Origin of the sequence: Clostridium drakei (assembly GCF_000633595.2) — a bacterium.
Taxonomy (GTDB): Bacteria; Bacillota; Clostridia; order Clostridiales; family Clostridiaceae; genus Clostridium_AM; species Clostridium_AM drakei.
On sequence record NZ_JIBU02000004.1, the window covers coordinates 58,897 to 83,287 of the forward strand.

The following is a 24,391-nucleotide window of genomic DNA, read 5'->3' on the forward strand; positions in this document are numbered from 1 at the left end:
TTTATTTTAAATTATCTTTTAGCTTGTCAATAAAAGATTTTTTATTGTGTTTTCCTTCTGCCATTTCGCCACTTGCTTCAGCATACATATAAAGAGCTTCTTTCTGTTTCTGGTTTAAATTTTTAGGAATATCTACTACTACATTAACATATTGATCTCCTCTACCATGTGAGTTAACTCTAGGTACTCCTTTACCTTTTAATCTAAACACAGTTCCAGGCTGAGTTCCTGCTGGAACATCATATTTAACATCTCCATCTATAGTTGGTACTGTTAATTCTACTCCCAAAACAGCTTTCACAAAACTTATATGAGTATCTATATAAATATCAAAGCCTTTTCTCTTAAATTTATCGCTAGGCATTACTCTTATATTTACATACAAATCTCCTGCTGGGCCACCATTATTTCCGTGCTCGCCCTGACCCCTTATAGGCATTACATTACCAGTATCTACACCTGCTGGTACATTTATTTTTATTTTTCTTTGTTTTCTTACTTTTCCTTTTCCCTTACATTCTGGACAAGGATCTGTTATTATCTTTCCTTTACCACCACATTTATCACAAGTACTCATACTTACAAAGCTTCCTAATGGAGTATTCCTTTGAACTCTCATTTGACCAGTTCCACCACATTTATCACAAGTATGTGCACTTGTTCCTGCCTTAGCTCCTGTTCCATTACATTTTTCACAATTTTCGCTTCTTGTTATGTTTACCTGCTTTTCAGCTCCAAAAACAGCTTCTTCAAAAGTCAAATTCAAGTTATATTCAAGATCAGCTCCCTTTTCAGGACCATTTCTCCTTTTCCCGTTTCCACCAAATCCTCCGCCAAAGAAGGAATCAAATATATCTCCAAAGCCTCCCATATCTGAGAAATCAAATCCTCCAAAACCGCCCTCAAATCCACCAGCTCCATTAAAATCAGTAGTTCCATACTGATCATATTGAGCTTTTTTCTGTGGATCTGAAAGTACCTGATAAGCTTCATTTAACTCTTTAAACTTTTCTTCTGCTTCCTTATCACCAGGATTTCTATCTGGATGGTATTTTAATGCTGATTTTCTAAACGACTTTTTTATTTCATCTTCACTTGCACCTTTTTCAAGTCCAAGTACTTCATAATAATCCTTTTTCGCCATCCCTGTTTTCACCACCTAATATAAATATTAAAATTCTATAATTATTTTTCTTACTCAAATTAAGGGAAGAGTATAACCCCTCCCTTAATTATCACAATTATATATTATACACTATATATGTCTAATTAGTGAATATTTTTATTTGTCATTTTCAACTTTATAATCTGCATCTACTACATTATCATCATTCTTTGGTCCTGCATTATTTTGTCCTGCACCAGCTGCTCCACCCATGTTGTTTGGATCAAATCCTGCACCTTGTGCTCCTGCTGCTCCTTCTGGATTTGCTGCTTGATATATTTTTGATGATACTGCATAGAAAGCTTGAGTTAAGTCTTCAGTAGCTTTCTTTATAGCTTCTAAGTCATCTCCATCTTTTACTGCATTAACAGCTTTAACTTTTTCTTCTATATTAGCTTTATCTTCTGCTGATACTTTATCTCCAAGATCTTTTAATGTTTTTTCTGTCTGGTAAACAGCCTGATCAGCATTATTCTTTACTTCTATAGATTCTTTTCTCTTTTTATCTTCTTCAGCAAATTTTTCTGCATCTTTAACAGCTTTATCTATTTCATCATCATTTAAGTTAGTAGAAGCAGTAATTGTAATATTAGCTTCTTTTCCTGTTCCTTTATCCTTAGCAGAAACATTAACTATACCATTAGCATCTATATCAAAAGTAACTTCTATTTGAGGAATTCCCCTTTGTGCTGGAGCTATTCCCGAAAGTGTAAATCTTCCAAGAGTTTTGTTATCAGCAGCCATTTGTCTTTCACCTTGAACTACATGTATTTCGACAGAAGTCTGTCCGTCTGCAGCTGTTGAGAATACCTGACTCTTTTTAGTTGGTATTGTAGTATTTCTCTCAATTAATGGAGTAGCAACTCCTCCTAAAGTTTCTATACCAAGTGTCAATGGAGTAACATCAAGAAGTAATACATCTTTAACATCTCCTGTTAAAACTCCTGCTTGAATAGAGGCTCCTACAGCAACACATTCATCTGGATTAACTCCCTTTGAAGGTTCTTTCCCAGTAAATTGTTTAACTGCTTCTTGAACTGCTGGTATTCTTGTAGATCCACCAACAAGTATAACTTTATTTACATCATTAATTGTAAGTCCAGCATCTTGAAGTGCTTTCTTCATTGGCTCTATTGTTCTTTGAACTAAATCATGAGTTAATTCATTAAATTTAGCTCTAGTTAAAGTCATATCTATGTGCTTTGGACCAGTTGCATCTGCTGTTATAAATGGAAGATTTATGTTAGTTTGCATTGATGATGATAATTCAATTTTAGCTTTTTCAGCAGCTTCTTTTAATCTTTGTACAGCCATTTTATCATTTCTTAAATCTATTCCATTTTCAGCTTTAAATGTGTCTGCTATATAATTCATTACTTTTTCATCAAAGTCATCTCCACCAAGTTTTGTATCACCATTTGTTGATTTAACTTCAAATACGCCATCGCCAAGTTCTAGTATAGATACATCAAAAGTACCGCCACCTAAGTCATATACAAATATTTTTTGATTTGTATCCATTTTATCCATACCATACGCAAGTGATGCTGCTGTTGGTTCATTTATTATTCTTAATACTTCAAGTCCTGCTATTTTTCCAGCATCTTTTGTTGCTTGTCTTTGACTATCATTAAAGTAAGCTGGAACTGTTATAACAGCTTGAGTAACTGTTTCACCAAGGTAAGCTTCAGCATCAGCCTTTATTTTTTGAAGTACCATTGCTGATATTTCCTGTGGAGTATAATCTTTTCCATCTATATTTGTTTTATGGTTTGTTCCCATATGTCTCTTTATTGATATTATTGTTTTATCAGGATTTGTTATTGCCTGTCTTTTTGCTACCTGTCCTACTAATCTTTCACCATTTGCTTGGAATGAAACTACTGATGGAGTTGTTCTTGCTCCTTCTGAGTTTGTTATAACTACTGGTTCTCCACCCTCCATAACTGCTACACATGAATTTGTTGTTCCTAAATCAATTCCTATAACTTTTGACATATTAATTTACCTCCTAAAATATCAAATGAATTAACATTTTTCTATATCCTTATTATTTATAATAAAATTTAATTTGCAACTTTAACCATACTATGTCTTAAAACTTTATCGCCTCTTTTATATCCCTTTTGGAATACTTCTACTACTTGATTTTTTCCATACTGTTCATCATCAACATGCATTACTGCATTATGAACATTAGGATCAAATTCTTCATCTGCTCCAATTTCTTCTACTTCTAATTTTTCTAAAGCATCACTAAATTGCTTTATAGTCATTTCTATTCCCTTTTTTAAATCTTCTACACTGCCATCTACAGTTATAGCTCTTTCAAGATTATCTAGTACTGGTAAAAACTCCTTTAGGATATCTTCGCAAGCATTTGTATATATGCCTTCTTTTTCCTTTGCAGTTCTTTTTCTAAAGTTATCATATTCTGCCACTGTTCTTGCCAATCTATCCTTAAAAGTTTGATTTTCATTATCTAACCTAGTATTTTCTTTAGCTAATTTTTCATTTTCATTTTTTATTTCATCAACTAAAGATTCTTGTGATTTTGAATCATCCTCTTGTGAATTTTCATCTTTCTCTTCTTCATTTACATCTTGGTCTTTATCAACCTTTTCTTCTACATTTTCCTCAATTAATTCACTCTGCTCTTCCACCTTAACTTGTTCTTCCTTCGACATTTAAATAACTCCTCCAATCTAGCATTTTCTAAATTGCTATCATATATTTTAAAGCCTATTTTGTTATCCATCTTGAGGATACATATGAGTTAGGATATAATTTAACTCTTTAACTACATTAGCCATTAAAGATATTATCTTTGAATAAGGCATTCTAGTTGGTCCAATTACTCCTATTTCTCCTACAGGCTTATCATTTATACTATATATTGCTGAAATTACACTGCATTGTTCTGCACCTTCTATAAAATTTTCAGTTCCTATTTTTACAGACATATTAGCACCGCTGTTTAAAAGCCCACTTATTTTATCCTTGTTATCTAACAATGACAAAAACTCACGTGCTCTTTCTATGTCCTTATATTCTGGATAATTAAATATATTAGTTGAACCTTCAGTATAAATTTCAGATTTATCAACTGTATTTAAACTTTCATATAATACAGGAATTATAGCATTGAATATATCATCATATCCTTTTAAATCACTTCTTAAGTTATTTATAACTTCTAAATTTATTTGATCACAATTTAAATTTTTCAATCTAGTATTTAACACATTGCTTAATTTTGTAAGCACATCTGAAGCAACAGCTTTCCCTACTCTAATCACATTATTCTTTATCAATCCACTATCTGTAATTATTAACAATAATATATTATTACAATCAATATCTAAAAGCTGAACATGCTTTATGGAGCTTTTCCCTACAGATGGAGCTTTTACAATACAGGCCATTCTAGTTAATTCAGATAAAATAGAAGTAGCTTGTTTTAATATCCTATCAACCTCAAACAACGCTGTATTTAAAATATGTGTTTTTATCATATATTCTTCTTCAGGTGTTAAATTAGGTAAATGCATAAGCTTATCTACATAAAGTCTATATCCCTTATCAGAAGGCTTTCTCCCAGAAGAAGTATGAAGTTGTTCAAGATATCCCATTTCTTCAAGGTCTGCCATTTCATTTCTTATAGTAGCAGAACTTATACCCAAATTATACTTTTTTGCTATGGTCCTGGATCCTACAGGTTCAGCAGTATTTATAAAATCATTTATTATTGCCTGAAGTATTTTTATTTTCCTTTCATCCATTTCCATAATCTCACCTCTTTATTAGCACTCGTTGTTGTTGAGTGCTAATTGCTATGATTAAAAAATAGCACTCATAATTTTATTTGTCAATACTACTTAATTAACTTTATTTGTACAGATAAACTTATATACAAGTTTAAAATAGCTAAATATTAAAATTTCTCTGTTTTTCTAACGAAATCTATCAAAGTCTTTAAATTAAGTTAATATAAAGTCACACATGACACTATTAGACACTTCTATACCTCTTTTACTTAAAAATAATTTATCATCTTCACATATAATCATGCCATTATCTACATATTTTTTTATAACATTGGGATATATATTATAAATATCTACACCAAATCTCCTATTAAATTCTGTTATAGATATGCCAGATATTTTTCTAAGTCCCATAAAAACGAATTCTTCTATATTATCTTCTTTGGAGTTTTCATGCTTATCAAGTTCTAAATCCTTATTTTCTCTTATATTCTTGATGTACTCTTGTATGTTTTCATTTTTTCTATATCTTAAATTATCTATATAAGAATGAGCTCCTGACCCACATCCCACATATTCTTGTAAATTCCAGTATACTAAATTATGCTTACACTCTTTACCTGGTTTTGAAAAATTAGATATTTCATATTGTCTATAACCTTTGCTTTTTAAAAATTTTATGCCATATCTATACATTTTTCTTTCTATTTCTTCTTCTGGCAAAATTAACTTTCCTTTTTGATCCATGGAATAAAAAGGAGTACCTTCTTCAATTATAAGACTATAGCAAGATATATGCTCCGGATTTAACTCTACTACTTTATCTAGAGTTTCTTCCCATTGCTCAATGTTTTGATCTGGTAATCCAAACATTAAATCTACATTTATATTTTCAAACCCTATATTTCTTGCCATTTCGTAACTTTTAATAAAATCCTTAACATCATGAATTCTTCCTAACTTTTTCAATATTTTGTTTTGCCAGCATTGAAGTCCTATACTAAGCCTATTAACTCCCATTTCTTTTAAAAGTTTTAATTTTTCTTTTGTAAAAGTTCCTGGATTTCCTTCTACAGTAAATTCTAAGTCTTCACTTTTTTTTAATCTATCTATAGCCTTTTTAATATTATCCCATGCTTCTAAAGTCAAATAGGTGGGAGTTCCCCCACCTATGAATATAGTCTTTATACTTCTTCTAGAACAGATTTCTATGTCACTTGCTAAAGCCTTTGAATAATCTAACATAAGGTTTTCCTTATTGGCAAAAGAAGGGAAATCGCAGTATAAACACTTTTGTCTGCAAAATGGAATATGAATATACAAAGCTACTTCTTTATTGTCATGGATAGTTTCACTTTCTAACATAAAATCATCACACCTTTTATATTGAGAATCTATTTATTCTCCTGTCTTAAGTACTGCCATAAATGCTTCCTGTGGAACTTCTACACTTCCCACCTGTCTCATTCTCTTCTTTCCTTCTTTTTGCTTCTCAAGTAACTTTTTCTTTCTAGATATATCTCCACCATAACACTTTGCTAAAACATCTTTTCTCATGGCTTTAATTGTTTCTCTAGCTATAACTTTGCTGCCTACTGCAGCTTGAATTGGTATTTCAAACATCTGTCTTGGTATTATCTCTTTTAATTTTTCTGCTATAGCTCTACCTCTAGCATACGCTCTTTCTTCTGGAACTATCATGGATAATGCATCTACTACTTCTGCATTTAAAAGAATATCTAATTTAACTAATTTAGCATCCTTATATCCCATTAGTTCATAATCTAAAGATGCATACCCTTTAGTTCTTGATTTTAAAGCATCAAAAAAGTCATATATTATTTCATTTAAGGGTATTTCATAATTTAAAGATACTCTTGTAGTTTCTATATACTGCATATCCTTAAATGTTCCACGCCTGTTTTGAGCAAGTTCCATAACAGCTCCAACAAAATCTGATGGTGTTATTATAGATGCTTTTACTATAGGTTCTTCCATATACTTTATTTCCGAAATATCTGGAAGATTTGTAGGATTAGTAAGCTCTATAACTTCTCCATCGGTTTTTCCTATTTTATATATAACAGATGGTGCTGTAGTTATAATATCTAAATTAAATTCTCTTTCTATTCTCTCCTGTATTACGTCCATATGAAGAAGTCCTAAAAATCCACATCTAAATCCAAATCCCAAGGCAATAGAAGTTTCTGGTTCAAAAGATAGTGCAGCATCATTTACTTGCAATTTTTCAAGTGCATCCTTTAACTCACCATATTTCGCTCCATCTACAGGATAAATACCACTATATACCATAGGTATTGCTGGTCTATATCCTGGCAATGCTTCTTTAGCTGGTCTATCAGCCTCTGTTACTGTATCTCCTACACGAGCATCCCTAACATTTTTAATAGATGCTGTGAAATATCCAACATCTCCTGCTTTTAATTCACTAACAGGCATATATCTAGGTGCAAATACTCCTGTTTCAACCACTTCATATACTTTCCCTGTAACCATTAGTTTTATTTTTATACCGGGTTTTATAATTCCTTCTTTTACTCTTAAGTGGCATACTACTCCTCTATAACTGTCATAAGATGAATCAAATATAAGTGCTCTTAAAGAAGCATCTTCATCACCTTGTGGTGCTGGTACCTTTTTTACTATAGCTTCCAATACGTCTTCTATATTGAGGCCTGTTTTTGCTGATACTAAAGGTGCATCTGATGACTCAATTCCTATTACATCTTCTATTTCCTGTTTAACTTCATCTGCTCTAGAACTAGGCAAATCTATTTTATTTATTACAGGAACAATTTCTAAATCATGATCTAGTGCTAAATAGCAGTTTGCCAAAGTTTGTGCTTGTATACCCTGTGTAGCATCAACTACAAGTATAGCACCTTCACAAGCAGCCAAACTTCTAGATACCTCGTAGTTAAAATCTACATGACCAGGAGTATCTATAAGATTTAAAATATATTCATGTCCATCATCTCTTTTATAAACAAGTCTTACTGCTTGTGATTTTATTGTTATTCCTCTTTCTTTTTCAAGTTCCATGTTGTCAAGAACCTGTTCATCCATTTCTCTTTCCGTAAGGGTTCCCGTCTTTTCTATTAATCTATCAGCAAGTGTAGACTTTCCATGATCTATATGAGCAACTATAGAAAAATTTCTTATATATTTTTGCCTTTCGCTCTGCATATCCTTTACCCTCCATTACTAATTGCAATTTAAAAGATTTGCATATTATTGCAAATCTTATACTATACTTTTAATATAAATAATCATAGTAAATTATAACACAACAGCAATACAGTTAAAAGTAGATTATGTGTACCTTTATTTAACTTTATGCTGTACAGTATTATTTATTTTTTCTTCAACATACTTAAACACATCAGAAGTTTTATTCAACATATAGGATGTATTATCCTGAACTTTTCTACTAATACTATTGATAACTTTACCAGAACTGTTTTTTATATTTGTAACAGCCTTTGAATTTATGTATAAAGAATACTCACCAACTTCAAATCTAAAATCAAAAGGCTTCCTTGAATAATCTATTCTAAAATCTGTTTTATCCTTTATAAATTTAGGCAAATTATTACTGATAATAGCAATTCCATATAAAGATATGAAAAAACATATTATTATTATAACTGTAATATGCTTACTATTCTTTTTCATATTAAGAAAAAACACCCCCAAATAATAATTAATAGTTAAAAAATGAACTTATCCAAGCTTCAACTATCCTATTATTTAAGGATGTACTCTTTTTTTATTTTTATTCAATGTTAATATATACTTATTCTAATTTTTATCTAATAACTTTACCTTAATATTTTCATCAAGAAACCTATTTATTAAGACATTCTGCTATTATTCTAGCAAGATATTTAGCTGATGCTTTCGACTCATCAGTAGTATTTATATCTGCACCTACTTCTATTAATATTGCATTATTGCTTTTATCTTGATTAAAATATCTTGTTCCATAGTTATAGTAACATACACCTTTACAAAAACCTGGAAACAATTTATCTGAAGTTTGTATTATTTTATTTGCTAATTCCATATTTTTATCAAAGTGTGGATTTTTTCTGGCCATAACAATCATAAATTTAGCCACATTTTCCCCATTTAATTTAGTAGTAACTGCTTTTTTATCATCTACAGAGTCTCTATGCAAATCTATTACTAATTTAAAGTCTTTATACTGTTTTAAATATTTGTCTACCGTTACAGCTGATCTCTCATAACTTTGAGTATAGGCTTCTGCATCATGCACTGTTTTATCATTTATTCCAGAAATTCCGTAATTTTTTTGCAATTTATCTATTAATACATCACCTACTGCACAAACATTTTGAGATGTATCAAAACTTATGGCATTACCTGGTTTATAGCTTTCTGTAGTATGAGTGTGATATATAAATACTTCTGGTTTACTAGTGTTTAAATTTTTTTTCAATTTTGGATCATAAAGATTTACCGTTTTATTTTCCAAATTTAAATTTCCATTAGAACCATCATTGGATTTTGAATTGTCCTTTGAAACTTGTTTTTCATCTAACTTAAACTGATTAAAATTCACATTCGCATCATTTTTTGAACTATTATTATTTAAATTCATGTAAGATATTTCTCTTGATAAAACTGACATAGGATTGTTCATTTTCAATCCTAATACCTTTAATACCGATTCACTTAATGAAAATCTACTTTCTGCCATGTCATCTTCATTAAAAGAAGTTGCCTTTACTGCTGGCATGGTAAAATTCAAAACCTGTACATAGAATAGATTTCTTTTTACATTACTACTATAGGAATTAGCTTTAGCTACAAAAGGCACTATGATGATAATAAATAAACTCATCATTATAATGTATAATCTCAATGCAAAGTTATTTTTTGTATTATTTCTTCTGTATCCCACCAATTACACCACTATGAAAATATTCAAAGCAGCTTTCCCCCCTCTCAGATAAACTATCAAGTTTTTCTAATGTTTAAATAAATTCTATATTAAATTTATATTATAAATCTTTAAATTTATAACTAATTTAAGAACTTATTTATATCTTCTAGATCTAAAGCTGGCTGAAGAGCTATATTTATTCCATTAGCTATTACTTTAGAAATTGAATCTATAACCAAATCTACTTCTTTAGGAGTTACCATTAAGTTTCCTACATAAGGATCTAAAAGTTGTTCAATCATATTCTGCTTTTCATCTTTATCTAAGGATTTTAACATATTATAAAATTTACTATCCTTTTTAGATTGTTTTATCATTTCATCTAATACCATATCAATAGTATCATTAGCCATTGTAGCTGCATCTACAACAGTTGGCACACCTATGGCTATTACGGGTATTCCTAAAACATTTTCGCTTATTTCCATTCTCCTATTTCCAACTCCTGAACCCGGAGATATTCCAGTATTACCTATTTGAATTGTTGAATTTACTCTATCCATTTTTCTTGAAGCCAATGCATCTATACATACTATTAAATTAGGTTTTATTTTTTCTACTACTCCTTTTACAATTTCTCCTGTCTCTATTCCTGTAAGGCCTAAAACTCCTGGTGCTATAGCACATACAGGACGTATACCCTCATCTATTTTATCTGGAACTAATTGTTTTAAATGTCTTGTAATCATTAATTTAGATACTACCTTAGGTCCTAAAGCATCAGGAGTTACATTCCAATTTCCCAACCCTACTACTAGAGCTGTCATACTGTCATCTATGTTTACCATTTCAGATAAAGTTTTTCCAAGAACTTCACTGACCTGCTCCATAGTATCACCATCATAGTAAGTAAATTTTGGCATATCTATGGTTATATATGTTCCTTTAGGCTTACCCATCATTTTTTCTCCTACATCAGTCACTACTCTAACTGTAGTTGTCTTTATATCATCCACGCAATTTTCCTCTACCTCCACACCAGGTATATCCCCATTATTTTCTTTCTTATAAATCTCTGTAGCTTCAACAGCTAAATCAGTTCTTATACCAAACATAACTTCACTCCCTTAAATAAATTTTCTATTATGTTTTCCTTAAATCAACATGCATATTCAAATTTTAAACATAATATAGCACAAGTAAATGTAAGAGAAGTTAAAATTCAAACTTCTACTGCACCCTTGAATTACATTATTTTTTAATACCAATCCAAAATATTACATATTTAAGCCTGCATAGCAAAAAAATACTTGAAGTGCTTAAAATTTAATGATATAATATCATTTGTTGAATAAACGAAACTCACTAGCAAATTTCCCCAGAGCTGTTGAGACCCTATAAAAATATGAGGGGGTGAAAATATGGCAAATATAAAATCTGCAAAGAAAAGAATAAAAGTTATAGAAACTAAAACTCTTAGAAACAGAATGATTAAATCTGCATTAAAAACTGCTATAAAGAAGTTTGAAGTTGCTATAACTAGCGGAAATACTGAAGAAGCAAAAACTACTTTTGTTGGCGCTGTTAAAGCATTAGATATGGCTGCTTCAAAGGGAGTAGTACATAAGAACAAAGCAGCAAGAAGCAAATCAAGATTATCAGCAAAGTTAAAAAATTTAACTGCTTAATCGAGTAGGCGCTGAATATTTTTTGTTTAGCAATCTCTCACACTACGTTGTGTACCATTTGGTACACAACGGTTTAATGGGAGTTATTAATATGTAAATTATAGTTATTTTTCAATTCTTTTATATACTCTTTTCATTTAAAATTATCTAACGCATACTTTTTCAATGTTTTACTTCTTGCTTTATTTACAGTTCTTGTAATTACTTCACTGATATTATTCTAATCATAGAAATTTTAGTACTCAACCTTGTTCTTAAAATACTGAAATGTACTGATTTCCTAGTATATACTGTTACATCACTTTATTATATAATATAAGCTCATTTTAATCTTCTTTCATTCAAAATCTACCCTTCTATAATATATATCATAATCTTTCCCAAACAAAAATTTTCGTAAATTAACAACTTTCCTTTCAAAAAATAAAAACTTATAAAAAACCCTTCTTATAATATTCAATATGAAAATCTCAGTAGCTATTAAAAATTAATAATTTCTGTATATATAATCATTGGCTAATTTATTCTTAACTTACACGATTCATTTATATTGATCATATATTATTAATGTAGAATACAAAAATGTTATCAAGTAATTCTTAGATTCAGGTGGAACTTACCTTTAAGTAATACCTTTCTACATCTGAGTTTTAGAAGAGCTTATTCAGGCGCGTAGCAGTGCTTATCCCTCAGTTAAATAGAAAGCCAAAATCTATGATTTCTTATTTTATGCGACTTAACCAAATATTACAGTAAACAATTTAATTTTTTAAGATCAAAGGGGGGTATTCATTTGAGCAATATAGGAATTCAAGTACAAAAAACAACAGATGGCAGTTTATCACCCAATAGCCCAGTTATATTTGATAATATTTTAATCAATCTTAGCAGTAATATAACTTATAATACGTCCACAGGTGAATTTACAATCTTGCAACCTGGTAAGTATTATTTTACTTGGTGGGTTGCCACTCAAAGTGTAGTAGGGGCAAATCAGGCTAATTTCGTCATCAAGCCTTCAAACGGAGCTGCCATAATTGGTAATTCGCCTTTGAAGACAGGAGAAATATATGGAGATGCACTAATAGAAGTAGTAACTGCTCCTGTAATAGTAACATTAAATAATTCTAATTTAGGAGTAGTATCTTATGCTTCTGCTGCATCTATAAAAGCAAACCTAACTGTTCTAGATGTAAGCGGCATTCCTGGTCCCACAGGTCCTACAGGTCCAGCAGGAGGTCCAACTGGTCCAACTGGAGCAACAGGACCAGCGGGAGGTCCGGCAGGTCCTACAGGTCCCATAGGTCCTACAGGTTCAGTAGGCGCTATAGGCCCTACAGGTCCTGCAGGTGCTAAAGGTTCGCAGGGGGCCCAAGGATTGCAAGGTATTCAAGGGACAACAGGTCCAACAGGACCTCAAGGGCCTCAAGGCATAGCTGGAAGTCAAGGTATACAAGGACCTCAAGGTACTCAAGGAGTTACTGGTCCGCAAGGAATTCCAGGAGTTACTGGTCCTATTGGTCCAGCAGGTGGTCCTACTGGACCAACAGGTGCTACTGGAACTTCTGGTAGTCAAGGTGTAACCGGTGCTACTGGTGCTACTGGAACTTCTGGTAGTCAAGGTATCACCGGTCCTACTGGCGCTACTGGAACCTCTGGTAATCAAGGTGTAACAGGTCCTACTGGCGCTACTGGAACCTCTGGTAGTCAAGGTATCACCGGTCCTACTGGCGCTACTGGAACTTCTGGTAGTCAAGGTGTAACTGGCCCTACTGGTGCTACTGGAACCTCTGGTAGTCAAGGTGTAACAGGTCCTACTGGTGCTACTGGAACCTCTGGTAGTCAAGGTGTAACAGGTCCTACTGGTGCTACTGGAACTTCTGGTAGTCAAGGTGTAACTGGCCCTACTGGTGCTACTGGAACCTCTGGTAGTCAAGGTGTAACAGGTCCTACTGGTGCTACTGGAACTTCTGGCAGTCAAGGCGTTACTGGCCCTACTGGTGCTACTGGAACTTCTGGTAGTCAAGGCGTAACTGGCCCTACTGGTGCTACTGGAACCTCTGGTAGTCAAGGTGTTACCGGACCTACTGGCGCTACTGGTATTCAAGGCGTTACCGGTCCTACTGGTCCTTCAGATGGTCCTACTGGTCCTCAAGGTGTAACTGGCCCTACTGGTGCCTCTGGTATTCAAGGCGTTACCGGACCTACTGGCGCTACTGGTATTCAAGGCGTTACCGGTCCTACTGGTCCTTCAGATGGTCCTACTGGTGCTACTGGTCCTCAAGGTGTGACTGGCCCTACTGGTGCCACTGGAGTTACTGGTATTCAAGGTGTAACCGGTCCTACTGGTGCCACTGGAATCTCTGGTATTCAAGGTGTAACCGGTCCTACTGGTGCCACTGGAATCTCTGGTATTCAAGGTGTAACTGGCCCTACTGGCGATACTGGTATTCAAGGTGTTACCGGTCCTACTGGTGCTACTGGAACCTCTGGTATTCAAGGTGTAACTGGTCCTACTGGTTATGGAACTTCCTTACCTTCACCAGCACAACAGACTTCTTCGAATCCAATAAATCCAAATCCTTTTTTTACCCCTGAAGTTGTACTTCAGATTTCAGTGAATACTACTGTTGGTGCAAGAGTGAAATTAGATTCCATGATAGAAACTCAAATAGTCACAACAACTGATACCTCTTACCAATATACAATCCTTTATGAGCTAATTAAAGATATTAGTACTGATAATCAAACTACACTTGTTTCAACAACAATTGAAAGACAAGAAGATAATGTCAGTATACCAACAACAGCACGAACATTAAGCGAAATCTCTAGCTTGACTTGGATTGATACTACTACTTCTACTAGTCATACCTATAGCATTAGAGTTACAGTTATTGGTAGCAATATCGCAAATACAGGTGTTACCTACCTTGCTAGAGCATTAAATGCAATTATCTTCCCATAAACCATTACTATAAATGTGGCTGGCTATCTTCTGATAGGCAGCCCTTCGTTTAAATAAATAAAACTTGTATATCTCTACACAAATAAGTATGGAGATTTAAATTTTAATTTTAATGTCATTTCTTTAAGTTTTACATATATTAAATTGAGGCTAGCCCAAAATTTAATATACGTTTTACAATTAATTAAGGAAGTGAGATACAATGCCCAATAATATAGTATTTAATAATGTAGCTGAAAATCTTAAAACTCAAATATATGGCACAACCTCTAGTGGTACTGTAACAGCACTACTAGTTGATAATAATGGAAATGTACAAATTGGTGGTAGTATTACCTCTACTGTTACGGGTACTGTTAATGTATCTGGCGGAAGCATCACCTCTACTGTTACAGGTACTGTCAGTATCTCCGATGGTAGCATTACAGCTACTGTCACAGGTACCGTTAATGTTTCTGGCGGAAGTATAACCTCTACCGTTACAGGTACTGTTAATGTATCTGGCGGAAGCATCACCTCTACCGTTACAGGTACTGTTAATGTTTCAGGCGGAAGCATCACCTCTACCGTTACAGGTACTGTTAATGTATCTGGCGGAAGCATCACCTCTACTGTTACAGGTACTGTCAGTATCTCCGATGGTAGCATTACAGCTACTGTCACAGGTACCGTTAATGTTTCTGGCGGAAGCATCACCTCTACTGTTACGGGTACTGTTAATGTCTCTGGCGGAAGTATTACCTCTACTGTTACTGGTACTGTTAGTATCTCCGATGGTAGCATCACAGCTACTGTCACAGGTACCGTTAATGTTTCTGGCGGAAGTATTACCTCTACTGTTACTGGTACTGTTAATGTTTCTGGCGGAAGCATAACCTCTACTGTTACTGGTACTGTCAGTATCTCCGATGGTAGTATTACAGCTACTGTTACAGGTACCGTTAATGTTTCTGGCGGAAGCATTACTTCTACTGTTACGGGTACTGTTAATGTTTCTGGCGGAAGCATCACTTCTACCGTTACGGGTACTGTTAATGTTTCTGGTGGTAGTATTACGGCCACTGTTACAGGTACTGTTAATATTTCCAGTGGTAGTGTTTCTGCTACTATTGCAGGTCATGGGTTTACTTCAAGTTTTGCGACACTCACAGCTAATGCTTCTGCAGTTACAAATACTTCATTTAGTTTTGACTCTTCACAGTTCGGATACAATAACTATTCCTTCTATGTAAAAAATACTGGAACAGCTACAGTATCTGCTAGATTACAAGTTAGTCCAACAACTGCAGAAAGTTACTACGTCAATGATACTACTGCTGAAATAACTTTAACCCCGAATCAAGCAGTTGTACTTGCTCCTGGATTATTCTTAAACTACACGAGATTACGTGTACTTGGAACTTCAGATGCTACTGTAACTGTTGAAGGATACTTTAACGGTCAAAATTAATAGTTAAAATGGTAGGAGTATTTTTCTCCTACCTGCTATCTACCTTAATCAATAAAACAGGGGTGATTAATTTGAATTCTACTCTCAGCGTGTGTATGATAGTAAAAAATGAAGCTAAAAATATTGGAAGATGTCTTAGGAGTATATCTCATGTAGCAGACGAAATTATAGTTGTAGATACAGGTTCTATTGATAACACTAAAGAAATCGCAAAACAATATGGCGCTAAAATATATGATTTCAAATGGATAGATGATTTTAGCAAAGCCAGAAATTATTCCCTATCTAAGGCTACATGTAATTGGATTCTAGTCCTAGATGGTGACGATGAATTTGAAAAAGAAGATACAAATAAACTGTTAAATATAATAAATAATTCAACCGAAGGAGATATATTTGTTTTCAATACTATATGTTATGTAGGAGATACACCTGGTATTGAAAAGATAATGAATGTTAATGTTAGACTATTTAAAAATAGCCCAGATATCAAATATCAAGGCAGAATACATGAAGGAGTTATTCCTGGAAATAAAAATATTATAACAAAGTTTGTTGATATACGAGTATATCATTATGGATATCTAAATTCATGTGTCAAAGAACAAAATAAACGTGAAAGAAATATGAGAATATTAAAAAAAGAATTAAAAGATAATCCCAATAATCCATATTGGTTGTTTTGTATTGGAAATGAATACTTCGCTCTAAATCAACTAGAAAAATCACTTGAATGCTTTCTTTCATCTTATGAAAAAGGTAATATAAAAGATATATATATGCCTAAAGTTTTAATAAGGATTATAATGATCTATGATATTTTTGATCAATTAGATAAAGCCTTAAAGTATATAGATAAAGCCTTAGATCATTACCCTAAATACACTGATGTTGAATTCATAAGAGCTGGTATATATAAAAAATTAGGGTATGTTACAAAAGCAATAAGAAGTTTTGAACAATGCTCAAAATTAGGTGAACCTCCTTCTACACTTAGTTTTATCATAGGAGTAGGAAGCTATAAAGCATATTATGAATTGGGAAATATTTTCTATGAACTAAATGATTATGAAGAAGCCCTAAAGTTTTATAATCAAAGCCTTTTAGTAAAAAGTGATTTTCATCCTGCTATTATTAAAATAGGAGCAGTTTTCACTAAAATTTATACTGATCCTGAAGATATTAAAAATAATATAGAAAATTTCTTTAATCTAAATGATCCTTTAAACTATTCTAATTTAGAAGAGATATTATTTTCCGCACAACAATACCAACTTTCCTTATATTATGCTAATTGCGCAATAGCTAACAACGTTAGAGTTCCATATATGACTTTCAAGAAAGCTATGTGTATGTATAATCTAAAAATGTACGAAGATGCAATAAAAGAATTTGGAAAAATAAATTCCAATAATCCAAATTATTTAGATAGTCAAGTAACACTTTTTATGTGCTATTTATCTTTAAATAAATTTCAGGATACAGAAAAAGTTTTATCCATTATAGAAAAAATTGACGACCATAAAAATATTTATAAAACATTTCTATGTTTAAATAATATTTTCCAATCAAAAGATAAAGAAATTCTAAGCGAGGATGAGCAAAAATCTAACGAATATTTACCTATTATTATTAATGTACTTGATGCTTTTCTTAATACTAAGGAATTTGACAAATTTGAAAAATCTCTAGAATTATTAAATTGTATAGAAAGTAGTAGTGCTTTACTTGAACTAGCAAAGTTATATTCAAAACATGGATTAGTACAAATTGCTGTGAATGAAATAAAAAGATCTATTAATACTTTTAACAAATTAGACAAAGAATGTGCACGTATTCTCTATAAAAGTTTTCATTAAAAGAATCAAAGTTTCACTTAATTTACACAAGAAAAGCTAAATAAAGGATGTGAGGAAATGCCAAATGCAATTTTTTATTCAAATTATAGTGTAACATTAGATGAAGCAAATCCTTCTATAGTATGGGGTGGGAGTCCCTATTTAATTTCAGGCTTATATGCTAATACTACCCCACCTAATTTATATAGAAGTCTGCTTCATTTTGATATAAGCTCTCTTTCATCAGATATTCAAATACAAAGCTGTATTTTAAATATATATGTTACCACTGTAGCATCTTCTACCGTACAAGATTTATTTACTCCATACCTTGTAAGTTCTCCTTGGAGTCAGGCTACTACTTGGGCAACACAACCTTTAATAAATTATTCAATAAAAGGTACTTCTACACCAATAAGCAATGTAGGTCCTATAAATTTTGATGTAACACCTATAGTTAAATACTGGATTAACTCTGCATCAAATAATGGATTGATAATAAATTCCACAGAATCTATACCACTTAGTACAAAAACTTTCTTTAGTAGTAATTATACAAGTAATTTATCGCAGAGACCATTTTTAAATATACAATATATAGATTCATATCCAGTAACAGTATTTAGAAGAAGATTCGAAACTACTAGCAATAATTTGGCAACTTCTACTACACCACAAGCAAGTTCTCCAATAGATGTATCTCAAATCTTTGATTATACAATCTTCATTCAAAATACTGGTACAAATTTAATAAATTTAACTTTACAAATAAGTCCTGATGGAATTAATTTTGCTACAGAAGCTCAGAATTCTATATCTACAGGTGAATTAATACCAATAGTTTCTAGGTACCTTACCAATTATATAAGATTTGTTTATAATTCCGTTGGAGGTGTTGGCAGTTTCAAATATTGGATAATAAAACAATCATAAGAAATGGTACTGTTATATTAGCAATTTTTTAAATGGATATTAACAGTACCTTATTTAAGTTAAATAATCACTTTCTATACTTATCCTGTAATAGTATTTATCACTAATAATTCTATTTCCGTTTTTCCATTTACAGTTGAACTTTTTATTTTCTGCTCACAGTCTAAACATAGTTGTAGTGCATGTTCTAATTGTTTTAAGGTGAATTTTTTACTTTGTCCTATAATTATATCACATGCATAATCAGACCTTATATTAAGTTCTTTCATAACATCCTGTTTACTTTTTTTATTTTCTAGTAACATCTTTACCCTAAATAAACGATTAAATTGTCTTTCTATCATGTTCAATATATATGGTATCTTTTCTCCCCTATATATAAGCTCATTTAACACTTCTATAGCTTCTTTTACTTTTTTTTGGGATATAGGGTTTACTAAATCAAAAATATCATCATCATTACTCTTTAAAAACAACTCTTTTATATCTTCTTTTGTTATAGACTTTTCATAGGTATAACAACATAATTTTTCAACTTCATTCTCAATAATATTTAAATTGTTTTCATCCATAAGACTAGAAAAAACTTTAAGTTCAATTCTTCCAATTTGTTTGCCTCTTGCTTCAAAAAAACTTTTTATTTTTCCTTCAAGCTGCTGACCTTTAATTTTGTCAGCCTTTACCACACACGCTCTCTTATCTAATTTATATATTTTTTTCTCAGGCTTATCTCTTTTACTTTTGAAAACATCATAAAATATAAGTATACAATAACCAGGTAAATTAGATATATATTCATAAATCCTATTAAAAATACTATCATTTTTATCTTCTTGAAAAAAAGAGGCTCTATATACTAATACAACTTTTTTATCACTCATGAAAGGTAGTGTTTCACAAGCATTGATAACAGATTCAAAACTTTCTAATGTGCTGCCATCAAATTTAATATAATTTAAATCCATAAGATTTTTATCTAAAACTTTATTTACTATAGAATTTATTCCATCCTTCATAAGCTGTTCATCTATTCCACAAAATAAATAACAATTATTTAAAATACCCTTTTTAATATTCTCATTAAAGGTAAATACATCAATCAAAAAATTCCCCTCCATACCTTATTTTTAATTAAAAATTAATAGTGCAAAAAAATCCACATTAACTATTAATTTAATTTATATATTTCGTTAAATATTATAGCATATAAAATACACTTTTCCTCATTGCTATAATTGGAATATGTTTTATTATCCTTTTTCAAATATACAGGTAAAACTTCCACTTTGTTATAATTGTTAAAAATACTTCTATCTTTCTTTTCAAAATTGCTACTTAAAATAGCAAATTTATGATTTCCATTATAAATGCATACATTTATAGAATCATTTTTATAATAATGGATATTCTTCACATATAGGTTGTTATTTAATTTCACTATTCTGCTTTTTTCAGTATTATTAATAACTTTATTTACGTTCATTTCTTCTTTTAACTTTATAATATTTTTAGTAGAACTTTCATCATAATTACATATCATTGTACTATCTCTTTTATATTTTATAACAACTGCTTGTGAATTTTGAAAGTTAATGCAATACACTTTTGGAATAAAATCATAGTTTTCAAAAAACATAGGTATAAGCAGCAAAAAGGGAATATATTTATACTTACTGTATCCATGTTTATATAGTAAACAACTTATAAATATTAAAGTTAAAATTGTACCATCTAAATATGTTAAATTGCTCACTTCAGGACATATTTTTAAAATTAGATAATTTGCTCCATCTAAAGCAATCATTACAAAATTTAAAACCTTACATATAAATTCAAATAATATTTTAGATCCACATAAGAGAAGCGCCAAATTTCCTAAAATAACTATAATAGAATATATGGGTAGTAAAAACAAATTTCCAATTATAAATCCAGAACTAAAATTTTTTATTGTAAAAGCTATATAAGGAACTGAGAATATTTGAGAGCTCAATGTTACACTTAAAGTTTCATTTAACTTTTGTGGTATTTTATATAAGATTCTGCAAATCTTTTTATAATATATAAGTATACCTAAAGTAGATAAAAAAGATAACATAAACCCTATATCTGTTATATAACATGGTTTTACTAAAAGTATAACTAAAGCTGCCAAACTCAAAGATGATATGTTGTCGTAGTTTTTAAATAACACTTTTGACAATTTAAATACCAATATCATAATAAATGATCTTATAGTGGCTGGTTGCATTCCTGTAAATAGAACATATATAAGAGAAAATACTATTGCTAGCCTCAATCCTATAAACTTTTCAAGTACTTTATATATTATTGCAATATGAAATCCAGATACACTAATTGCATGAATAACACCTAATTTTTGAAATTGACTTTTAGAATCTTTAGAAAGATATTGAGTATCTCCATAACAAAGAGACATTATTACAGCGGCCTTATCTTCGCCTAAATTCTGTTTTAATTGTACATAAATATTCCTTTTTACTTGATACAAATAAAAAATAAAATCTTTTTTGCAATATTCACAACTATTTAGTGTATATACTCCTACTACTCCTCTTTCAAAATCTACTTCTTTTTTGAACTTACCATGAGCATTAATTTTTTCCCCTTCTTTAATCTTAGCAATGTTCCCTTTTAGTATTAGCTTTCTTCCTTTATAGTTCGCCATGTAATAATAATTCTTTTTTTCGGCTACTCTTATACTGACATTTTGAGGTATTTCAATATAAAAATATATCATAAAACTAAAAACGCCAACAAAAAAGAAAGAAACATTTATAAAGAGAAATTTTTTATCTAAGGTAAAAAAACATATAGCAAAAAAGGATGCAGCAATAACTGCACCCACTATACTACTCTTAAATAACATCAAAGTAGAGAGGCATCCCATAAACAATGAAATAGTGTAATATACTAATGGCTTTTTCATTATTTATCCCCTCCTGCCATTGATTCTATCCAAATAGCAGAATACTAATCATATATTTCTTCTTTATCAAATTTTTTAAATAGACATATTATAAACCAAATACCTATAATTATACCTATAATTCTTAAATACTCCATATTAAATATAGTATTTTTTCCTGAAATAAGATATAAAATGCCACATTGTATAATAAAGTTTATAAATACAATAAAATTTGAAAGTTTATTTTTGAAAAATAGTTTATTAGAAAAACTATAAGTAAATATAACTGCATTTAGGTTTAATATACCAAATGATAAAGCTTGAGCAAATATTATTCCTTTACTATATCCAAACTGAAAGGCTAAAAATGCTGCTGCCCCCATTAAAACACCATTAAATATTATAAAAGACATATTATCCTTTATAATTGTTTTGTCTATTATGTATCCATCACATTCATTCTTTTCGTTTTTATATTGATATGCAATAGCTATGCAAGATAAAGTCATTGCTATAAAGCTAAATATCAATCCCTCTCCTAAAATAAATGGAACTTCTTTTTTATACAAATGAATAATAGAGGTAAACGTAATCATAGCTGTACTATTAGTAATCACATATAAGATTATCTTCTTCATTAAACTTATTATCTTTCTGCTATCTTCAATGGAATTTAAAATTTGTAAAAAGTTGATATCATTAACAAATATATCTGCTAATTTTTTTACTATATTACTACTTGAGGTGGTAATTCCTACATCTGAAACTCTTAAAGCAGGTAAATCTGTTAGCTTTGACCCTGTAATAGCTGTAATATATCCATACTCTTTTAAATCTCTTATTATTTTAACTTTATGCTTTGAATCTATTCTGGAAAAAATATTTATTTTATCTCCAATTCTTTTAAATTCTTCATCAGGCATATTATCTATTTCAACACCAGATAATATTTGCTGTATATTAGATATAGTACCCAATTTTTTTCCTAAAGCAAGAGCTGTAAGTTTATTATCTTCAGTAATTATAATAGGTTTGATATTTAAAAAATCACTTTTTTCAATTGCTTCTATAGAATCTTCTCTTATAGTATTTTCAAAGCCAAACAATCCTGAAAAAACCAAATGACTTTCTATATTTTCATTTAAACTAGGCTCATAAATGAAGTTTCTATATGCTGTAGCAATAACTGATAAACATTCATTAGACATTTCTATATCTGCCTGTTTTATCTTTTCTATATCCTCATCTGTTATTTCTACTTCTAAACCATCTTTCATAATATAAGTACATCTAGCTAATATGGAATCTACTGCTCCCTTAACATTAGCTCTGCAATTCTCATCTACAATGTTTAAGGTTGTCATCATTCTTCTTTCAGTATCAAAGGATATTTGCTTAATCCTTTTATGTCTTCTTTCTAAATCTCTTTTATCTATTCCATTTTCCCTTGCAAACTTTACTAAAGCAATTTCCATTAAATCATCCTTAGGATTTTCTAATTTACCTGCAATACTCTTTGTATCATTACATAATAAACCTATATTAGTCATTCTATATATATTTACATCTTTGTCTTCAGATATTCCCTGTCTCAACTCTTCACCTAATGCATCAATCAAAACCTCATCAGAATATATTTTTGCTACTTTCATCTTATTAGTAGAAAAAGCACCTATTTTGTCTGTACATATAACCGAAACTTGAGATAACTTTTCTATAACAGATAAGTTTTTAAAAACTATAGATTGTTTTTTTGCTATTTTAAGTAAAATTGCAGATACAATGGACACAATTACTATCATTGTTTGTGGTATAGAATTTAATATCATAGTTGAAGAAAATTTAAGTAAGTATTTTATATTTTCTTTTTGCATAAAATCGATACACAGAATTACCGCTAAAGGTATTAATATAAATAAGGCAAATAAATTTAATATACCATTAAGTCGTTCATTAAAGGATTTACCATTTTCCTTTTCTCCTAAAAATAATTTTATTATATTAGATATTTGAGTATTCATCCCAGTAGCTATTACTATTCCTGTACCACTTCCATCTACCACATAAGATGATTTAAATAGTATATTTTTCATATCTGATAGTTTTAATTCTTTATCTATTATTTTTGTTTCATATTTTTCTGCTATAAAACTTTTTCCTGTAACAGCACTCTCATTTATCTTTAATTCATCACTTTCAATAACTCTCAAATCTGCTTGTACAACTTCACCTTTACCTACTATTACAATATCACCAACTACTAAATTCTCTGCAGGTACTTTTAAAGTTCTTCCTTCTCTAACTACTCTAGCATTTCCAATATTTAATCTTTGTAGTGTTTTTAAATTTTTTCCTTGATTATATTCACTTAATACAACAAATAAAAAATTAATTATAATTACAAAAAAAACTATAGAAGAAGAAATATATTGATGTAAATAAATAAACACTATAGAAATTAAAACTAATATTATCATCCAGAAGTTTTTAATTTGATTTTTAATTAACTTTCCTAGTCTAGGCGGTCTAGGAACTTTTATTTTATTATTACCATATTTATCTCTATGAGGCTTTACTTGTTCCTCATCTAATCCTGAATATATGTTGCTTCCAAAATTTTTAACAACTTCACTCCAAGGCTTGTCATACCATTCAATCATAAGTTTTCACCTTTCTATAAATTAAGTAAGTTTTATCCATATTATATCCTTATTTTAATA

Annotated in this window: 17 protein-coding genes; 5 read left to right on the forward strand and 12 right to left on the reverse strand. The window is 30.6% G+C overall.

All coding sequences use genetic code 11. The annotated features are described in order from the left end of the window. Position 1: 1 nt before the first annotated feature. The 9 genes from dnaJ to gpr form a co-directional block, all read right to left on the reverse strand. Positions 2–1,144 carry a molecular chaperone DnaJ gene (dnaJ, locus tag EG57_RS0202220; RefSeq protein WP_032075681.1) on the reverse strand — a complete coding sequence of 381 codons (1,143 nt, stop codon included), beginning with the start codon at positions 1,142–1,144 and terminating at the stop codon, positions 2–4. 138 nt (positions 1,145–1,282) lie between these two features. Further along, entirely contained in the window at positions 1,283–3,163 is a 1,881-nt protein-coding gene (gene dnaK / locus EG57_RS0202225) for a molecular chaperone DnaK (RefSeq protein ID WP_032075682.1), read from the reverse strand. Between the two features lie 68 nt (positions 3,164–3,231). Further along, positions 3,232–3,852 carry a nucleotide exchange factor GrpE gene (grpE, locus tag EG57_RS0202230; RefSeq protein WP_032075683.1) on the reverse strand — a complete coding sequence of 207 codons (621 nt, stop codon included), beginning with the start codon at positions 3,850–3,852 and terminating at the stop codon, positions 3,232–3,234. A 63-nt stretch (positions 3,853–3,915) separates the two neighbouring features. Beyond that, positions 3,916–4,953, reverse strand: coding sequence for a heat-inducible transcriptional repressor HrcA (gene hrcA, locus EG57_RS0202235; RefSeq protein ID WP_032075684.1), 1,038 nt, complete (start codon positions 4,951–4,953; stop codon positions 3,916–3,918). 192 nt (positions 4,954–5,145) lie between these two features. After that, positions 5,146–6,297, reverse strand: coding sequence for a radical SAM family heme chaperone HemW (gene hemW / locus EG57_RS0202240; protein ID WP_032075685.1), 1,152 nt, complete (start codon positions 6,295–6,297; stop codon positions 5,146–5,148). Between the two features lie 33 nt (positions 6,298–6,330). Further along, positions 6,331–8,139, reverse strand: coding sequence for a translation elongation factor 4 (lepA, locus tag EG57_RS0202245; RefSeq protein ID WP_032075686.1), 1,809 nt, complete (start codon positions 8,137–8,139; stop codon positions 6,331–6,333). A 138-nt stretch (positions 8,140–8,277) separates the two neighbouring features. Next, a complete protein-coding gene (locus tag EG57_RS0202250; RefSeq protein WP_242859792.1) occupies positions 8,278–8,628 on the reverse strand; it encodes a hypothetical protein in 351 nt (116 codons plus the stop codon). 172 nt (positions 8,629–8,800) lie between these two features. Beyond that, positions 8,801–9,880 (reverse strand): stage II sporulation protein P, encoded by a 1,080-nt coding sequence (locus EG57_RS0202255; protein WP_032075783.1) that lies wholly within the window; start codon positions 9,878–9,880, stop codon positions 8,801–8,803. A gap of 122 nt (positions 9,881–10,002) precedes the next feature. After that, positions 10,003–10,977 (reverse strand): GPR endopeptidase, encoded by a 975-nt coding sequence (gene gpr, locus EG57_RS0202260; protein ID WP_032075687.1) that lies wholly within the window; start codon positions 10,975–10,977, stop codon positions 10,003–10,005. A gap of 306 nt (positions 10,978–11,283) precedes the next feature. Between gpr and rpsT the strand changes: the two genes are divergently transcribed. The 5 genes from rpsT (at position 11,284) to EG57_RS0202285 (ending at position 18,739) form a co-directional block, all read left to right on the forward strand. Next, positions 11,284–11,550: a 30S ribosomal protein S20 gene (rpsT, locus tag EG57_RS0202265; RefSeq protein WP_029160783.1), complete on the forward strand. Its 267-nt coding sequence runs from the start codon at positions 11,284–11,286 to the stop codon at positions 11,548–11,550. Positions 11,551–12,343: 793 nt separating this feature from the next. Continuing rightward, the gene (locus tag EG57_RS27220; RefSeq protein ID WP_052037718.1) at positions 12,344–14,518 is read left to right on the forward strand and encodes a C1q-like domain-containing protein; all 2,175 of its coding nucleotides are present in this window, start codon (positions 12,344–12,346) and stop codon (positions 14,516–14,518) included. A 202-nt stretch (positions 14,519–14,720) separates the two neighbouring features. Further along, positions 14,721–15,968 carry a beta strand repeat-containing protein gene (locus EG57_RS0202275; protein WP_032075688.1) on the forward strand — a complete coding sequence of 416 codons (1,248 nt, stop codon included), beginning with the start codon at positions 14,721–14,723 and terminating at the stop codon, positions 15,966–15,968. A gap of 71 nt (positions 15,969–16,039) precedes the next feature. Continuing rightward, positions 16,040–17,827 (forward strand): tetratricopeptide repeat-containing glycosyltransferase family 2 protein, encoded by a 1,788-nt coding sequence (locus EG57_RS0202280; RefSeq protein ID WP_161782695.1) that lies wholly within the window; start codon positions 16,040–16,042, stop codon positions 17,825–17,827. A 57-nt stretch (positions 17,828–17,884) separates the two neighbouring features. Then, a complete protein-coding gene (locus EG57_RS0202285; protein WP_032075690.1) occupies positions 17,885–18,739 on the forward strand; it encodes a DNRLRE domain-containing protein in 855 nt (284 codons plus the stop codon). An 80-nt stretch (positions 18,740–18,819) separates the two neighbouring features. On the opposite strand, the gene holA is transcribed toward EG57_RS0202285, so the two are convergent. The 3 genes from holA to EG57_RS0202300 all read right to left on the reverse strand — a co-directional run bounded on the left by holA (position 18,820) and on the right by EG57_RS0202300 (position 24,331). Further along, complete coding sequence (gene holA / locus EG57_RS0202290) at positions 18,820–19,842, reverse strand: DNA polymerase III subunit delta (protein ID WP_032075691.1); 1,023 nt, start codon at positions 19,840–19,842, stop codon at positions 18,820–18,822. Between the two features lie 65 nt (positions 19,843–19,907). Further along, entirely contained in the window at positions 19,908–21,689 is a 1,782-nt protein-coding gene (locus EG57_RS0202295) for a ComEC/Rec2 family competence protein (protein WP_032075692.1), read from the reverse strand. 44 nt (positions 21,690–21,733) lie between these two features. Then, on the reverse strand, positions 21,734–24,331 hold the full coding sequence (locus tag EG57_RS0202300; protein WP_032075693.1) for a cation-translocating P-type ATPase: 2,598 nt from the start codon (positions 24,329–24,331) through the stop codon (positions 21,734–21,736). Between the last annotated feature and the right edge of the window lie 60 nt (positions 24,332–24,391).

Bases quoted from the DNA above. Each gene is read 5' to 3' on its own strand.
- dnaJ (WP_032075681.1), bottom strand. From the start codon at position 1,144: ATGGCGAAAAAGGATTATTATGAAGTACTTGGACTTGAAAAAGGTGCA.
- dnaK (WP_032075682.1), bottom strand. From the start codon at position 3,163: ATGTCAAAAGTTATAGGAATTGATTTAGGAACAACAAATTCATGTGTA.
- grpE (WP_032075683.1), bottom strand. From the start codon at position 3,852: ATGTCGAAGGAAGAACAAGTTAAGGTGGAAGAGCAGAGTGAATTAATT.
- hrcA (WP_032075684.1), bottom strand. From the start codon at position 4,953: ATGGAAATGGATGAAAGGAAAATAAAAATACTTCAGGCAATAATAAAT.
- hemW (WP_032075685.1), bottom strand. From the start codon at position 6,297: ATGTTAGAAAGTGAAACTATCCATGACAATAAAGAAGTAGCTTTGTAT.
- lepA (WP_032075686.1), bottom strand. From the start codon at position 8,139: ATGCAGAGCGAAAGGCAAAAATATATAAGAAATTTTTCTATAGTTGCT.
- EG57_RS0202250 (WP_242859792.1), bottom strand. From the start codon at position 8,628: ATGAAAAAGAATAGTAAGCATATTACAGTTATAATAATAATATGTTTT.
- gpr (WP_032075687.1), bottom strand. From the start codon at position 10,977: ATGTTTGGTATAAGAACTGATTTAGCTGTTGAAGCTACAGAGATTTAT.
- rpsT (WP_029160783.1), top strand. From the start codon at position 11,284: ATGGCAAATATAAAATCTGCAAAGAAAAGAATAAAAGTTATAGAAACT.
- EG57_RS0202275 (WP_032075688.1), top strand. From the start codon at position 14,721: ATGCCCAATAATATAGTATTTAATAATGTAGCTGAAAATCTTAAAACT.
- EG57_RS0202285 (WP_032075690.1), top strand. From the start codon at position 17,885: ATGCCAAATGCAATTTTTTATTCAAATTATAGTGTAACATTAGATGAA.
- EG57_RS0202295 (WP_032075692.1), bottom strand. From the start codon at position 21,689: ATGAAAAAGCCATTAGTATATTACACTATTTCATTGTTTATGGGATGC.
- EG57_RS0202300 (WP_032075693.1), bottom strand. From the start codon at position 24,331: ATGATTGAATGGTATGACAAGCCTTGGAGTGAAGTTGTTAAAAATTTT.